Raw genomic sequence first — 14,579 nt, 5'->3', positions numbered from 1 at the left:
CCATGCATGAGCCTCGCCGTAGCCCTTCAGATGGACCCCATCGAGTCCATCAACATCGACACGGACTCCAGCTTCATGATGGCGCTGGAGGCGCAGCGGCGTGGACACCGGCTGTTCCACTATCACCCGCGCGACCTGTCGCTGACCGGCAACGTTCTGACCGCCCGCGTGCGGCCGATGACGGTCGAGCGCAAGCGCGGCGCCCATTACACGCTGGGCGATCAGTCCGTGGTGAACCTGTCGACCATGGACATCATCCTGATGCGGCAGGACCCGCCCTTCGACATGGCGTACATCACCGCCACCCACCTCCTGGAACACGTGCAGCCCAAGGTGCTGGTGCTGAACGACCCGGCCGAGGTGCGCAACGCGCCGGAAAAGCTGTTCGTCACCCGCTTCCCCGACCTGATGCCGCCAACGCTGATCACGTCCGACAAGCAGGCGGTTCTCGACTTCCGCGCCCAATACAAGGACATCATCGTCAAGCCGCTGTTCGGCAACGGCGGGGCCGGCGTCTTCCACCTGAAGCCGGACGACGAGAACCTCGGCTCGCTGCTGGAGATGTTCACCCAGCTCTACCGCGAGCCGGTGATCGTGCAGAAATACCTGCCCGAGATCCGCCAGGGCGACAAGCGCATCATCCTCATCGACGGCGAGCCGGCCGGTGCGGTCAGCCGCATGCCGCAGGACGGCGAGGCGCGCGCCAACTTCCACGCCGGTGGCGCCGCCCAAAAAACCGAACTGACCAAGCGCGAGCAGGAGATCTGCGCCGCCATCGGCCCGGTGCTGCGCGAAAAGGGGCTGCTGTTCGTCGGCATCGACGTGATTGGCGACTACATGACCGAGATCAACGTCACCTCGCCGACCGGCATCCAGGAGATCAACCGCCTGAACGGCTCGCAGCTTGAAGTCACGCTGTGGGACGCCATCGAGCGCCGCCACGCGGCGAACAAGGCGCAGCCATGAGCGAGCCCGGCGGGAAGGCGCCGGCTCCCGTGGCCGCTCCGGTGCCGGAGGCCGACCTCCGCCGCGCCGTGGACGCCGCGGGGCTGCTGGCGCAGGAAGGCGACGCCGCCAGCCTGTCGCAGGCCCTCACCGTCCTCGATGCGGCGCTGGAGGCGTGCGACACCTACCTGCCGGGCCTGATTCTGCGGTCGCGTCTGCGCGCCGGGGCCAAAGACCTCGTCGGCGCCATCAAGGACGCGGCGGCGGCGGTGGCGACCGCGCCCGCCGATGCGGAGGCGAACGGCCTGCTGTCCGAACACATGCTCACCGTGGGGCGCGTGGACGAGGCGACGATGTTCGCCTACGAGGCGCTGAAGGCTGCCCCGGACGATCCGGTCCGCTTCGTCAAGCTGGCCGGCATCCTGTACGGCCAGGGCGCCTACGAGGCGGCCGAGGAGCTGTTCGGCGCGGCGGGCACGCTGGCGCCGGACGATGCCGAAATCGTGCTGTCGCGCATGGACTGCCTGATGCGGCTCAACCGCGACGAGGACGCGATCCGCTTCGGCGAGGCCGCCTTGCTGCGGTTCAAGGACGATGTCCACATCCTGCGCAACCTCGGCAACGCCTTCCGGCTGTCCGGCCGCAAGGCCGAGGCGGCCGGCGCGTTCGAGCGCATCCTGCTCCGGGCGCCGGACGACGGCTACGCCCGGCACATGCTCGCCACGCTGAACGGCTCCGCGCCCGACACGGCGGACCCCGACTACGTCAAGGCGGTGTTCGACGGCGCCTCCGCCAGCTTCGAAGAGTCCATGATGAACGGGCTGCAATGCCGCATTCCCGGCCTGATCGCCAAGGCGACGGACCGGCACGTGCCCGGCTCCGGCCTCGCCGTGCTGGACATCGGCTGCGGGACCGGGCTGTGCGGCGTGGTGCTGCGGGAGCGGGCGTCCTTCCTGAAGGGCGTCGACCTCAGCCCCGGCATGGTCGAGATCGCCCGTGGCAAGGATCTCTACGACGAACTCGACGTCGCCGAGATCATCGCCTCGCTGTCGGCCGACCCGCGCCGCTTCGACCTCATCGTGGCCGGCGACGTGATGCCGTACTTCGGCAACACCGAGCCGCTGATGCACGCGGTCAAGGCACGCCTGAAGCCGCAAGGATATTGCGTGTTCTCCATGGAGCTGTGCCCGCAGGGCGGCCCTTTCCGCCTGAACGCCTCCGGCCGCTTCGCCCACAGCCGCGACGAGGTCCGCCGCGTCGCCACCGCCTGCGGGTTCGGCATCCTCCAGATGGACGAGGAGCATCTGCGGCTGCAGGACGGCAAGCCGGTGTCGGGCTTGGTGGTGGTGCTGCAATCCCTGAACGGCTGAGGACACCATGGCAAGCGCGTTGATTCCCGCCCTGCTGGCGTTCGCCCTCCTGACCACGGCTGTTCAGGCCGGCGAGATCCAGGTGCTGAGCGCCGGTGCGGTCGAGCCCGGCTTGGCCGCGGCGGCCGATGCCTACCGGCAGCAGAGCGGCGACCGTGTGACGATCCGCTTCGCCACCGCGCCGGCTCTGCGCAAGAAGCTCGCGGAGGGTGAGGCCGCCGACGTGCTGGTCGCACCCCCGGCGTTGATCGACGAGGCCGTCGGCACCGGCAAGGCCGACCCGCAGGCGCGCGCCGAAATCGGTCGCGTCGGCGTCGGCGTGGCGGTGCGCGACGGCGTGCCGCAGCCGGACCTGTCGAGCGCCGAGACGCTGAAGGCCGCCGTGCGCGGTGCCGACTCGCTGGTGTTCAACCAAGCGTCCACGGGCGTTTACGTCGAGGGGCTGTTGCAAAAGCTCGGCCTGTGGGACGAGGCGAAGCAGAAGACGACGCGCTATCCGGACGGCGCCGCCGTTATGGAGCACCTGATCAAGGGCAAGGGGCCGGAGATCGGCTTCGGCGCCATCACCGAGATCATGCTGTACCGGGGCAAGGGCCTGAGCTTCGTCGGTCCGCTGCCGGCCGAGGTGCAGAACCACACCCGCTACGCCGCCGCGGCGCTGACCGCCGCCGCCAACCCGGAGGGTGCCCGCGCCTTCGTGCGCTTCCTCGGCAGCCCGGCGGCCAAAGCGCTGCTGGTGGCGAACGGCGTGGAGTAGGGGACGTTACGCCGGTGGCACCGCCGGCTCGGCCGGGACCGGTGCCGGCACGAAGGGCTCCGGGGTGGCGTTCGCCGCCGGTTCCGCCGGGGGCGGCTCCTTCGCCACCGTCACCTCGTCGGGCTTCGGCTTGGCCGGAGCGGGCGTCGGGTCCTGGGACGGCGCGGGGGCCGACGCGGGGGCCGGTTCGGGCGCCACCGAGTAGTCCGGGACGATGCGCGCCTGACTGCCGGTGATGACCAGCACCTTCTGGCCCAGCGCGATGGGCTTCTCCTCGTGCTGCGTGACCGACAGCAGCGTGCCGTCCGGCTTGCGGACGATGTATTCCCAGCCCTTGGTGTCGCCGGTGACGTGCTCGACCGCGGTGCCAAGCAGGCTGCCGATGGCCGTGCCGCCGACCGCGCCGAGCGCCGAGTTCACGCCGAAGGTGCTGCTCTGCGAGCCCAGCACGCCGCCGGCCGCACCGCCGGTCACCGCGCCGACGGTTCCGTTGGCGCTGATGGCGACCTGCCGGAAGCCGACGACGATGGCCGTCTCCACTTTGTTCGCCTGCTGGACGGCGCCGGCGGCGTAGGTGTTCGGCGAGTAATTGGGGGTGCAGCCCGCGACGCCGGCGAGTCCGACGGCGAGCAGACCGAAGGTGACGGATCGCAACACGAGGATTCACCCGCTTGAAAGCTCGGGCGTTTGATAGGGGATTCGCCGGCCGGAGTCACCCGACATTTTCCGGGGTCAGGCAAGACCGGCCGGCGCCGCCCCTCTATTCCTCGCGCACCGCCACATGCACGTTCTTGCCGCCCTCGCGCGTCAGCACGGCGCTGGCGTCCAGCTCAGCGGTGGGGCTGTCGGCGCGGACCCACAGGATGACGCCGCCGGCCTCGAGCGCGCGGGCGAACTCGTCGGTTTCCGGGTGGCTGGTCAGCTCGTCCAAATAGTCCTTGATGGCGATGCCGCTGAGGCCCGCGGCCACCAGCGCCGCCACGCTGGCGGCGATCGGGCCGCCGACGATGGCGATCAGGCCGGCGGTGGTCAGCGGGAACGCGTACTTCAGCTCGCCCACCAGCCCGGTCAGCGCCTCGTCGCGCGGGGTGGCCGGACGCTTTTCGGACGCTTCCAGCGAGGTGTGGCTGGCCAGCACGCTCAGGTCCTCGCGCGCGAAGCCGGACGCCAGCAGGGCGTTCACCGCGCGGTCGAAGGCCTCCCGCGTCTCGAACAGGGCCACCACTTCGCGGACTTCGCCTTGGTTTGCGGTATCGGACGCTTGCGTCACGGACTTCTCCTCACGACGTTCAGGGAACCCACTCTAGCCAACCCCACTCTAGCCAACCGCTGGGGCGGTGCGCCAGAGCGCATCCCGTGCTAGGGTCGCCTTCATCCTCAGACACCACTGTACACCGGGTTTGCCTTGTCCGACCTTGCCGTTTCCCTGCCCGACGCCACGCCGATGATGGCGCAGTATCTCGAGATCAAGCAAGCGCACTCCGATTGCCTGCTGTTCTACCGGATGGGCGACTTCTACGAGATGTTCTTCGAAGACGCCGTCACCGCCGCGCGCACGCTGGACATCGCGCTGACCAAGCGCGGCCAGCACGCGGGCGAGGACATCCCCATGTGCGGCGTCCCCGTGCACAGCCACGAAGCCTACCTGCAACGCCTGATCCGCAGCGGCATCCGCGTCGCCATCTGCGAGCAGATGGAAGACCCGGCCGAGGCGAAGAAGCGCGGCTCCAAGTCGGTGGTGAAGCGCGCGGTCATCCGCATCGTCACCCCCGGCACGCTGACCGAGGACACGCTGCTCGATGCGCGTTCCTCCAACTGGCTGGCGGCGGTGGCCGACGTGGCGGGCTCGCTCGGGCTGGCGTGGCTGGAGATGTCCACCGGCGAACTGGTCGTGCAGCCGGTGGAGCGCGCCGCCCTGGGCGCGGCGCTGGGCCGTCTGGAACCGCAGGAGGTGCTGGTCTCCGAGCGCCTGTGCCAGGACCCCGACCTGTTCGAGCTGTGGGCCGAGTGGAAGGAGCGCCTGACCGTCCAGGCCAACCCGCGCTTCGACTCGGAGAACGGCCGGCAGCGCCTGATGACGCTGTACGGGGTCGGCACGCTGGACGCCTTCGGCGGCTTCACGCGCTCGGAAGTGGCGGCGGCCGGTGCGCTCGTCGGCTATGTCGAGCTGACGCAGAAGGGCCGCATGCCGCGCCTGTCGCCGCCGCGCCGCGTCGGCCCCGGCGCGGTCATGGAGATCGACGCCGCCACCCGGCGCAACCTGGAACTGACCCGCACGCTGACCGGCGAGCGGCGCGGCAGCCTGCTCGCCACCATCGACCGCACGGTGACGGGCGCGGGGGCGCGCATGCTGGCGATGCACATGTCCGCCCCGCTGACCGACCCGCTCGCCATCGCCAAGCGCCTGGACATGGTCGAATTCGCGCTGGGCGAGGACCGCCTGCGCGCCGATGGCCGCGAGGTGCTGAAGCGCTGCCCGGACCTGGAGCGCGCGCTGTCGCGCCTCGCGCTGGGCCGCGGCGGCCCGCGCGACCTCGCCTGCATCCGCGACGGCCTGCGCGCGGCGGCCGAGGTGAAGGCGCTGCTGTCCCGTGTATCGCCCCTGCCCGACGGCCTCGGCGCCATCGTGCGGAACCTGGGCGAGCATTTCGAGCTGGTGGACCGGCTGGCCCAGGCGCTCGCCCCCGACCTGCCGCTGCTGGCGCGCGACGGCGGCTTCATCGCGCCCGGCTATTCCTACTCGCTGGACGAGCTGGTCACGCTGCGCGACGAGAGCCGGCGCCTCATCGCCGGGCTCCAGACCAAATACGCCGAGCTGGCCGGGGTGCCGGCCCTGAAGGTCAAGCACAACAACGTGCTCGGCTACCACATCGAGGTCACGGCGACGCACGCCGACAAGCTGCTGTCGGGCAAGAACCGCGAGATGTTCATGCACCGCCAGACCATGGCGAACGCCGTGCGCTTCGGCACGGTCGAGCTGTCGGACCTGGAGCGCCGCATTTCCGAGGCCGCCGACAAGGCGCTGGCCGTGGAACTGGGCCTGTTCGAGGAGCTGGTCGCCCTGGTCACCGACCGCGCTGACCTGATCGTGCACGCCGCCCGCGCGCTGGCGGCGCTGGACGTGTCCTTGTCGCTGGCCGAACTGGCGGCGGAACGCCGCTACAGCCGCCCGGTGGTGGACGGCAGCCTGGGCTTCACCATCAAGGGCGGCCGCCATCCGGTGGTCGAGGCGGTGCTGGACAGCCAGAACGCCGGGCCTTTTGTGGCCAACGACTGCGATCTGGCGCCGGAGAACCGGCTGTGGCTGCTGACCGGCCCGAACATGGCCGGTAAATCGACGTTTTTGCGGCAAAACGCGCTGATCGCCGTGCTGGCGCAGATGGGCAGCTTCGTGCCGGCGGAGGCCGCGCACATCGGCGTGGTGGACCGCCTGTTCAGCCGCGTCGGCGCCGCCGACGATCTGGCGCGTGGCCGCTCCACCTTCATGGTGGAGATGGTCGAGACCGCCGCCATCCTCAATCAGGCCGGCGAGCGCGCGCTGGTCATTCTCGACGAGATCGGTCGCGGCACGGCGACCTTCGACGGCCTGTCCATCGCCTGGGCGTGCGTCGAGAGCCTGCACGACGTGAACCGCTGCCGCGCGCTGTTCGCCACGCACTACCACGAGCTGACGATGCTGGCCTCCAAGCTGCCGGCGCTCAACTGCCACACCATGCGCATCAAGGAGTGGCAGGGCGACGTGGTCTTCCTGCACGAGGTGACGGCCGGTGCGGCGGACCGCAGCTACGGCATCCACGTCGCCAAGCTGGCCGGACTTCCGGCGGCGGTGGTCGGCCGTGCCGAAGAGGTGCTGGAGATCCTGGAAGCCGGCGACCAGAACGCCGCAATTCATCGCCTCGCCGAGGATCTGCCGCTGTTCAGCGCCGCCATGAAGCGCCCGGCGCCGGCCGTTGCGGCGCCTGCGGAGGCTCAGCCTTCGGCGGTCGAAGAGGCGCTGAAGGCCGTCAACCCCGACGAACTGACCCCGCGTCAGGCGCTGGAGGAGCTGTACCGGTTGCGCGGGATGCTGAAGGGATAAAGGCCTGTCAAAGCGCAGGCGCGCTGCCGCGCAGGCTGTCGCGCTTGTGCTACCGGCCTTGGGCGATCAGGGCATCGAGCGCGGCGATGACCTGAACGTACTTGCTGTCCAGGCTGCCCACCGCAGCTCCGAGCACCCTGTTGGGAATGGTCGCGATCTGGAGCGGATTCATAAGGACCGCGATGCCCTCAATGACGAACTCCGGGTTCAACGTCTTGTCGCGGTAGCTCACCTCGCTGGCCAGCACCAGCGGAACGACAACCCGGTCGGGCCGCTCCTCCCATCGGTCGCTCTGCACGACGAGGACGAAGGGAATGGCGGTCTTCGTACGGCCGGGATTGCGGTGCACGTCGAACTGCGCCATCAGCGGCCCTCGTCGTCCGGCATGAAATCACGATTCCACTCGTCCGCGAAGCGCCCGTGTTTTTCGTCGAACTCATTCCAGGCGGCCACGACCTTCTTCCGATGCTTCCGGTCGTTCTCCCGCTTTCGCCGCTCCGTCTGCATCCAGGCGGCCAGGAGAGCCTCAATGGTGCCGGACAGATTGTCGGTGTACGCTTGGGCTACATGCAGCAAATCTTCATTGACCGTAATGTTGATGCGCTTCTTGGACGCCTCGACGTCGTAGCCCGCCTCAGTCCTCTGCGCATGGTTCATGAGCCACCTCCTACACGCAGTGTGTATGGTGATACACATGAGCGAAGATGGCAAGCATCACCGTCCCGCCGGCAACCGTCATGCGGACTGATCCGCGGCCTATGCACGCCGATTTACGCCGCTTCCACCTTCAGCGCCCGCGCCGCCAGGGCCAGCGGGTTTTCGCCGGGCGCGCAGGGGTGCTCGGCCAGCACTTCCTCCGGCACGCAGGACTCCACATAGGCCTTCAGGCTGTCGTACTGCGGGATGATCATGGCGATGCGGGTCAGCGTGACGACCTTCTTCACCTGCCCCTCGGCGACCAGCATGGCGATCGCCTTGTCGGCCGCCACCGCCTCGCCGTTCACCACCAGCAGCATGCCGATGCCGGCGGAATCGATGAACTCCAGGCCGGTCAGGTCGATCACGCACCGCCGGTCGGAGGCCTGCTTGATCCCGGCGATCAGATCGCGCACGCCGTCACCGTCCTGGCCGGTAAGGCGCCCGGTGACCACCATCCGCGTGAAGTGGCGCTCATGGAGCTTGCGGTATTGCACGTCGTCACCAGAGTAGGAGTACTTCAAAAATTGTATGATCCGGCAACGGAACTATGGCAATGCCGACGTTGTGCATACGCCTGCGTGACGTTGCCGCACGGACGCTTGACGCGCCGGCCGGCTGGGCCTAAAACCGGGTCCACGTGGTGATTTGGGCGACCGGCTTGCGGGCCACGTAAAACAATCCGCTAAAAAGGTCCGAGCCGCGTCCGCGCCTCGACCTGTAACACGGTCGGGGCTTTTTTGTGTGAGGCGGCATGTCCAGGACCGATACCCGCAAACCCAACGTCACCGGGCTGCGCCCGCGTTCCAAGCTGGTGCACGGCGGCACCAACCGCTCGGGCTTCGACGAGACGTCGGAGGCGATCTTCCAGACCTCCGGCTTCGTCTACGCCTCGGCCGAGGAGGCGGAGAGCGCCTTCCTCAACGACGGCCAGCGCCAGGTCTACTCGCGCTTCCGCAACCCGACCTGCGCCATGTTCGAGGACCGTCTGGCGAGCTACGAGGGCGCCGAGTGGGCCTACGCCACCACCTCCGGCATGGCCGCGGTGTTCGCCTCGCTGATGAGCTTCCTCAAGGCCGGCGACCGCATCGTGGCGCCGTGGGCGCTGTTCGGCTCGTGCCTGCACGTCATCAAGAACCTCTGCCCGCGCTACGGCATCGTGCCGGTGCTGATCGACGGCACCGACCTCCAGGCGTGGGAGGAGGCGCTGTCCCAGCCGACCGCCGCGGTGTTCCTGGAAACCCCGTCCAATCCGGGGCTGGAGATCGTCGACCTCAAGGCGGTGTGCGATCTGGCCCACGCCGCGGGTGCCAAGGTGGTGGTGGACAACGCCTTCGCCACGCCGGTGCTCCAGCGCCCGCTGGAGTTCGGCGCCGACGTGGTCGTCTATTCGGCCACCAAGCACATCGACGGCCAGGGCCGCTGCCTGGGCGGCATCATCCTGTCCGACGCCAAGTTCGGCACCGATGTGATCCATCCCTTCGTCCGCCACACCGGCCCGACCATCAGCCCGTTCAACGCCTGGGTCCTCGCCAAGGGCCTGGAGACGCTGGAACTGCGCGTCAACGCCCAGACCCAGGCCGCCACCACCGTGGCGGAATACCTGTCCACCCACCCCAAGGTGGCCCAAGTCCTCTACCCGACGCTGCCCAGCCACCCGCAGCACGCTCTGGCGCGCCGGCAGATGACCGGCGGCGGCACCATGGTCGCCTTCCGGATCAAGGGCGGCAAGGACGAGGCGTTCCGCCTGATGAACGGCCTGGAGATGGTGCTGATCTCCAACAACCTCGGCGACGCCAAGAGCCTGATCACCCACCCCGACACCACCACCCACGCCAAGGTGGCGCCCGAGGACAAGGCCCGCGCCGGCATCCGCCCGGACCTCCTCCGCCTGTCGGTCGGCCTCGAGGACCCGCTGGACATCGTCGAGGATCTGGACCGCGCGCTGCGTTCCGCGTAGAACCCGCGCTACGGAACCCATCCCTCATTCTGGGGTTGGGGGTTGGGTTTTCCGTTTGCAGCGCAAGAGGGCACACATGGCGGATCGACGGGCCACCGGACCGATGGGCACCACCGCACGTCTCAACGCGGTGGTGGACGAGTTGTCGCGCACCGCCGGCAAGCACGGCGAGTTGGGCGTGGCGGCGGTCCGCACCATTGGTTACCGCACGGCGATGATGGCGGAGACGCTGAACGACCCCATGTCGATCACCGACCCCGAGTTCGTGCGCATGGGTGCCGAGAAGATGGAAGCGGTGGCCGAGGCGACGACCGCCATGGCGGTCGGCGTGGCCGAGCTTCAGCACGCCTGGATGGCGCTGTTCACCGGCCCGGTGCAGGCGGCGACGCTGGCGGTGACCAGCCTCGGCACCTGCCGCTCGCCCATGGATTTGCTGGGGATCCAGCAGCGCTGGTGGGAAGAGAGCGTCAGCGCCGGCATGAACGCCGGCATGCATTTCGTGGAGTCCGCCGCCAGTCTGGCCGGCGCCGGCCTGCCGGCCTTCCACCGCCGCGCCAGCGCCAACGCGCGCCGTCTGGCGAAGCGCCGGTAAGAGAGGCGGCGGCGAGGGCGACAACCCCCTCGCCGCATCCCCGGCCGCATCACTTCGGCAGCAACACCTTGTCGACGACGTGCACCACGCCGTTCGACTGCGCCACGTCGGCGATGGTGACGTCGGCGGTGTTGCCGGATTGGTCGGCGACCATGATCCGGCTGCCCTGCTGCATGAAGGTCAGCGGCTCGCCCGCGACCGTCTTCAGCACCGCCTTGCCGTTGCCCTTCTTGATGTCGGCTGCCAGCTCCCTGGCGTCGATCCGGCCGGCGACGACGTGATAGGTGAGGATCTTCGACAGCTGGGCCTTGTTCTCCGGCTTCAGCAGCGTGTCCACGGTGCCCTGCGGCAAGGCGGCGAACGCCTCGTTGGTCGGCGCGAAGACGGTGAACGGACCCTTGCCGTTCAGCGTGTCCACCAGCCCCGCCGCCTTGACCGCCGCGACCAGGGTGGTGTGGTCCTTCGACTGGGATGCGTTGGCGACGATGGTCTTGTTGGAGTACATCGCTGCCCCGCCGACCATCTTCTCCGTCGCGGCATAAGCAGTTCCGGCAAGCAACATCGTGGCAACAGCCACGAGGACTGTCTTCTTCATGACGCTTCCTTTTGATTTTTACGAACCTCATCAGCGAGGTTGCGTCACAGATACGGCAGCTTTCAGCGCCCGGATCACCGGAAACGGTGTCGAGTCGAATTTTATTTTGGGGTAGGGCCGGTCCGGTCAGCGGGCCCGCTCGGCCGTCTCCGCGCACGGGAAGCCGTGCACCAGCGAGACGATGAAGCCCTGCCCGGCGTTCTCGCCGCGGCGGTCCTGGTTGGCGTCCGTCCAGGCGAGGAACGCGCCGATCTGGTCGCCCAGCGTCACCCCGGCCGGCAGGCAGAAGGTCCGGGTGCCGAATGCCTTCTGGTACGACGCGTAGAGGGCCTGCGTGCCGCGGACGTAGCTGATGCAGGACAGCAGCCGGTACGTCTCGTCCCGGTCGTCCTCCCGGCCGGCAAGCTCCGTGATGCCGCGGCAGGCCGCCGCCAGATCCGAGACGCTCTCGATCGCCAGGGCGCGGCGCAGGGCGGCGTCGCTGTCGGCGTGGGCGCCGCCCGCCAGCACAGAGAGAAGTGCCAGACCAAGGGCAAGGCTCCGCATGGAGCCCTCCGTTCGCTGCATGATGCGCAACAAGGCTACAGAATTAGTGCTCATTCCATAACGGAAATTGCGCGGTAGCTTGCTGACCGCAAATCGAGGCTCGGGCCGCGAAGCCCCCGTCCCCCGTGCACGCACCTTGGAAACCGTCTATAGTCGGGTCCTTCCGCACCGCCTGCCCGGAAAGCCTGCATCGATGCTGTCCCCCCGCGCCGCCGCCTCCGCTGCCCCGCCCCGCGAGATCCCGAACCGGCGGGCCATCATTTCCAAGGCGAAGCTGATGGAGGAGCTGAACGCGCTGGTCGAGCAGCACGGCACCGGCGACGCGGTGCGCCAGCCGGTCATCGCCTGCCTGCGCGGCGCCCTCGCCCGCGGCCGGGCCGAGGTGCGCAGCCGCTTCGAGACCGGCGGCTCGGGCGAGGAGTGCGTGCGGGAGAACTGCTATCTGGCCGACCGGCTCATCCGCACGCTGGCCGCCTTCACGCTGATGCACGTCTTCCCCTCGGCCAACCCGACCCTGGGCGAGCAGTTCGACATCGTCGCCACCGGCGGCTACGGCCGCGGCGAGCTGGCGCCGTTCTCCGACATCGACCTGTTGTTCCTGCTGCCCTACAAGCGCACGCCGCGGGTCGAGCAGGTGGTCGAGTACATGCTGTACATCCTGTGGGACCTCGGGCTGAAGGTCGGCCACGCGGTGCGCAGCGTCGACGAGTGCGTCCGTCAATCCAAGGCCGACTTCACCATCCGCACCGCCATCCTGGAATCGCGTTACCTCTGGGGTCCGCGCAAGCTGTTCCAGGAGCTGAAGAAGCGCTTCGACAAGGAGGTCGTCGCCGGCACCGGCGCCGAGTTCGTCGAGGCCAAGCTGGCCGAGCGCGACAGCCGCCACCAGAAGCTGGGCGACAGCCGCTATGTGCTGGAGCCCAACCTGAAGGACGGCAAGGGCGGCATGCGCGACCTCCAGACGCTGTTCTGGATCGCCAAGTACCTCTACCGCGTCGACGACGTGGACGAGCTGGTCGGCAAGCACGTCCTGCTGCCCGAGGAGGCGCAGCGCTTCGCCAAGGCGCAGAACTTCCTGTGGACGGCGCGCTGCCACCTGCACTACCTGACCGGCCGCATGGAGGACCGCCTGACCTTCGACGTGCAGTCGGAGATCGGCGCCCGCATGGGCTACACCGAGCACGCCGGCACCAAGGGTGTCGAGCGCTTCATGAAGCACTATTTCCTGGTCGCCAAGGACGTCGGCGACCTGACGCGCATCTTCTGCGCCGCGCTGGAGGCGGAATCCAAGCGCCCGCCCAAGTTCAACATCCTGCGCCTCGCAGCGCTCACCCGGCGCAAGGACATCGACGGCTTCGTGCTGGACGGCGAGCGCCTGAACGTGCGCGACGACAAGCAGTTCCGCGAGCACCCGATCGACATGATCCGGCTGTTCCACGTGGCGCAGCAGAACGATCTGGACATCCACCCCAACGCGCTGCGCTCGATCACCCGCTCGCTCTCCGCGCTCGGCCCCAAGGTGCGCAACGACCCCGAGGCCAACCGGCTGTTCCTGGAGATGGTCACCGGCAACAAGGACCCGGAGATCACGCTGCGCCGGATGAACGAGGCCGGCGTGCTGGCCCGCTTCGTGCCCGATTTCGGGCGCGTGGTGGCGCAGATGCAGTACGACATGTACCACGTGTTCACCGTGGACGAGCACACGCTGTTCGCCCTGGGCATCCTGCACAAGATCGAAAGCGGCGAGCTGAAGGACGAACTGCCGCTGTCGTCCGACATCATCCACAAGGTGGTGTCGCGCCGGGCGCTCTATGTGGCCGTTCTGCTGCACGACATCGCCAAGGGCCGCGGCGGCGACCATTCCGTGCTCGGCGCCCGCGTGGCGGAAAAGCTGTGCCCGCGCTTGGGGCTGAGCGCCGAGGAGACGGAAACCGTGGCGTGGCTGGTGCGCTGGCACCTCGCCATGACCTTCACCGCGTTCAAGCGCGACCTGGAGGACGAGAAGACCGCGCGCGACTTCGTGGCGCTGGTGCAGTCGCCCGAACGCCTGCGCCTGCTGCTGGTGCTCAGCGTGGCGGACATCCGCGCCGTCGGCCCGCAGCGCTGGAACAACTGGAAGGCCACGCTGCTGCGCGAGCTGTACAACCGCTCCGAGGAGCTGATGTCCGGCGGCCTGTCCGCCGAGGGGCGCGAGCGCCGCATCCAGGCCGCGCAAGGCGCGCTGCGCGAGGAACTGGCCGCCGACTTCGAGCCGGCCGAGGTCGACGCGCACCTGACGCTGGGCTACCCGGCCTACTGGCTGAGCTTCGACGCCGAGACGCTGGGCCGCCACGCCCGCCTGATGCGCTCGGCCGAGCGCGACCAGCGCCCGCTCACCGTCGAGACGCGGGTCGATCGCGGCCGGGCGGTGACCGAGGTGACGATCCACACCACCGACCACCACGGCCTGTTCTCGCGCCTGTCCGGCGCCTTCGCGGCCAGCGGGGCGGACATCGTGGACGCCAAGATCTTCACCATGACCAACGGCATGGCGCTGGACGTCTTTTCGGTGCAGGACGCGGTGAGCGGCGGCGCCTTCGAGGGCGGCGACAAGCTCGCCAAGCTGTCGGTCACCATCGAGAAGGTGCTGGGCGGGCAGTTGAAACCCTTGCAGGACCTGGCGAACCGGCGCTCGCCGATGACCAGCCGGGCGCGGGTGTTCCACGTGCCGCCGCGCGCGCTGATCGACAACGCCGCCTCCACCACCCACACGGTGATCGAGGTGAACGGGCGCGACCGGCCGGGGCTGCTGTACGACGTGACGCGCGCGCTGTCGAACCTGTCCTTGCAGATCTCCTCGGCGAAGATCGCCACCTTCGGCGAGAAGGCCATCGACGTGTTCTATGTGAAGGACGTGTTCGGGTTGAAGGTGACGCACGACACCAAGCTGGCGCAGATCCGCGAGCGGCTGCTGCACGCCCTGGCCGACCCGGCCGGCGAGCCGCCCTTGCAGTCGCCGGTGCGCCGCGCCCGCTCCGCCGACGCGGCCGACTGAGGGGGG

General features: G+C 68.9%; 14 protein-coding genes and 1 riboswitch. Of the genes, 7 read left to right on the top strand and 7 right to left on the bottom strand.

The annotated features are described in order from the left end of the window. The first annotated feature begins 6 nt into the window (after positions 1-6). The 3 genes from gshB to ACSVDD_RS23200 are packed head-to-tail and all read left to right on the top strand — an operon-like array spanning position 7 to position 3,072. Complete coding sequence (gene gshB / locus ACSVDD_RS23210) at positions 7-966, top strand: glutathione synthase (RefSeq protein WP_448191776.1); 960 nt, start codon at positions 7-9, stop codon at positions 964-966. Continuing rightward, complete coding sequence (locus ACSVDD_RS23205) at positions 963-2,315, top strand: class I SAM-dependent DNA methyltransferase (protein WP_448191775.1); 1,353 nt, start codon at positions 963-965, stop codon at positions 2,313-2,315. The genes gshB and ACSVDD_RS23205 overlap by 4 nt, the downstream gene beginning before the upstream one ends. Before the next feature lie 7 nt (positions 2,316-2,322). Next, on the top strand, positions 2,323-3,072 hold the full coding sequence (locus ACSVDD_RS23200) for a molybdate ABC transporter substrate-binding protein (protein ID WP_448191774.1): 750 nt from the start codon (positions 2,323-2,325) through the stop codon (positions 3,070-3,072). A gap of 6 nt (positions 3,073-3,078) precedes the next feature. On the opposite strand, the gene ACSVDD_RS23195 is transcribed toward ACSVDD_RS23200, so the two are convergent. Continuing rightward, the gene (locus tag ACSVDD_RS23195; protein WP_448191773.1) at positions 3,079-3,729 is read right to left on the bottom strand and encodes an outer membrane lipoprotein; all 651 of its coding nucleotides are present in this window, start codon (positions 3,727-3,729) and stop codon (positions 3,079-3,081) included. Between the two features lie 103 nt (positions 3,730-3,832). Further along, the gene (locus tag ACSVDD_RS23190) at positions 3,833-4,342 is read right to left on the bottom strand and encodes a hypothetical protein (protein ID WP_448191772.1); all 510 of its coding nucleotides are present in this window, start codon (positions 4,340-4,342) and stop codon (positions 3,833-3,835) included. Positions 4,343-4,516: 174 nt separating this feature from the next. Between ACSVDD_RS23190 and mutS the strand changes: the two genes are divergently transcribed. After that, the gene (mutS, locus tag ACSVDD_RS23185; protein ID WP_448191807.1) at positions 4,517-7,150 is read left to right on the top strand and encodes a DNA mismatch repair protein MutS; all 2,634 of its coding nucleotides are present in this window, start codon (positions 4,517-4,519) and stop codon (positions 7,148-7,150) included. Between the two features lie 49 nt (positions 7,151-7,199). Here the strand turns inward: mutS and ACSVDD_RS23180 are convergent, their stop codons facing one another. The 3 genes from ACSVDD_RS23180 to ACSVDD_RS23170 form a co-directional block, all read right to left on the bottom strand. Next, on the bottom strand, positions 7,200-7,514 hold the full coding sequence (locus ACSVDD_RS23180; RefSeq protein WP_448191771.1) for a CcdB family protein: 315 nt from the start codon (positions 7,512-7,514) through the stop codon (positions 7,200-7,202). Continuing rightward, on the bottom strand, positions 7,514-7,807 hold the full coding sequence (locus tag ACSVDD_RS23175; RefSeq protein WP_448191770.1) for a type II toxin-antitoxin system CcdA family antitoxin: 294 nt from the start codon (positions 7,805-7,807) through the stop codon (positions 7,514-7,516). Before ACSVDD_RS23175 ends, ACSVDD_RS23180 begins: the two co-directional genes overlap by 1 nt. A gap of 113 nt (positions 7,808-7,920) precedes the next feature. Beyond that, the gene (locus ACSVDD_RS23170; RefSeq protein WP_448191769.1) at positions 7,921-8,370 is read right to left on the bottom strand and encodes an STAS domain-containing protein; all 450 of its coding nucleotides are present in this window, start codon (positions 8,368-8,370) and stop codon (positions 7,921-7,923) included. 106 nt (positions 8,371-8,476) lie between these two features. Continuing rightward, positions 8,477-8,556: riboswitch (SAM riboswitch) on the top strand. Positions 8,557-8,600: 44 nt separating this feature from the next. Between ACSVDD_RS23170 and metZ the strand changes: the two genes are divergently transcribed. Further along, complete coding sequence (gene metZ, locus ACSVDD_RS23165; protein ID WP_448191768.1) at positions 8,601-9,806, top strand: O-succinylhomoserine sulfhydrylase; 1,206 nt, start codon at positions 8,601-8,603, stop codon at positions 9,804-9,806. Positions 9,807-9,882: 76 nt separating this feature from the next. Beyond that, the gene (locus ACSVDD_RS23160) at positions 9,883-10,398 is read left to right on the top strand and encodes a phasin family protein (protein WP_448191767.1); all 516 of its coding nucleotides are present in this window, start codon (positions 9,883-9,885) and stop codon (positions 10,396-10,398) included. Between the two features lie 49 nt (positions 10,399-10,447). On the opposite strand, the gene ACSVDD_RS23155 is transcribed toward ACSVDD_RS23160, so the two are convergent. Then, on the bottom strand, positions 10,448-10,993 hold the full coding sequence (locus tag ACSVDD_RS23155) for a fasciclin domain-containing protein (RefSeq protein ID WP_448191766.1): 546 nt from the start codon (positions 10,991-10,993) through the stop codon (positions 10,448-10,450). A 126-nt stretch (positions 10,994-11,119) separates the two neighbouring features. Beyond that, complete coding sequence (locus tag ACSVDD_RS23150) at positions 11,120-11,539, bottom strand: Rap1a/Tai family immunity protein (protein WP_448191765.1); 420 nt, start codon at positions 11,537-11,539, stop codon at positions 11,120-11,122. A gap of 193 nt (positions 11,540-11,732) precedes the next feature. Here ACSVDD_RS23150 and ACSVDD_RS23145 point away from each other — a divergent pair, with 193 nt between their 5' ends. Then, entirely contained in the window at positions 11,733-14,573 is a 2,841-nt protein-coding gene (locus tag ACSVDD_RS23145) for a [protein-PII] uridylyltransferase (RefSeq protein ID WP_448191764.1), read from the top strand. The last annotated feature ends 6 nt before the right edge of the window (positions 14,574-14,579 follow it).

This window comes from Azospirillum terrae (assembly GCF_053470425.1).
The sequence above is the reverse complement of the archived record's forward strand: the minus strand, read 5'-3'. Positions and strand labels throughout refer to the sequence as shown.

Excerpts from the sequence above, each read along its gene's own strand:
- gshB (WP_448191776.1), top strand. The coding sequence starts at position 7 with ATGAGCCTCGCCGTAGCCCTTCAGATGGACCCCATCGAGTCCATCAAC.
- ACSVDD_RS23205 (WP_448191775.1), top strand. The coding sequence starts at position 963 with ATGAGCGAGCCCGGCGGGAAGGCGCCGGCTCCCGTGGCCGCTCCGGTG.
- ACSVDD_RS23200 (WP_448191774.1), top strand. The coding sequence starts at position 2,323 with ATGGCAAGCGCGTTGATTCCCGCCCTGCTGGCGTTCGCCCTCCTGACC.
- mutS (WP_448191807.1), top strand. The coding sequence starts at position 4,517 with ATGATGGCGCAGTATCTCGAGATCAAGCAAGCGCACTCCGATTGCCTG.
- ACSVDD_RS23180 (WP_448191771.1), bottom strand. The coding sequence starts at position 7,514 with ATGGCGCAGTTCGACGTGCACCGCAATCCCGGCCGTACGAAGACCGCC.
- ACSVDD_RS23175 (WP_448191770.1), bottom strand. The coding sequence starts at position 7,807 with ATGAACCATGCGCAGAGGACTGAGGCGGGCTACGACGTCGAGGCGTCC.
- metZ (WP_448191768.1), top strand. The coding sequence starts at position 8,601 with ATGTCCAGGACCGATACCCGCAAACCCAACGTCACCGGGCTGCGCCCG.
- ACSVDD_RS23160 (WP_448191767.1), top strand. The coding sequence starts at position 9,883 with ATGGCGGATCGACGGGCCACCGGACCGATGGGCACCACCGCACGTCTC.
- ACSVDD_RS23155 (WP_448191766.1), bottom strand. The coding sequence starts at position 10,993 with ATGAAGAAGACAGTCCTCGTGGCTGTTGCCACGATGTTGCTTGCCGGA.
- ACSVDD_RS23150 (WP_448191765.1), bottom strand. The coding sequence starts at position 11,539 with ATGCGGAGCCTTGCCCTTGGTCTGGCACTTCTCTCTGTGCTGGCGGGC.
- ACSVDD_RS23145 (WP_448191764.1), top strand. The coding sequence starts at position 11,733 with ATGCTGTCCCCCCGCGCCGCCGCCTCCGCTGCCCCGCCCCGCGAGATC.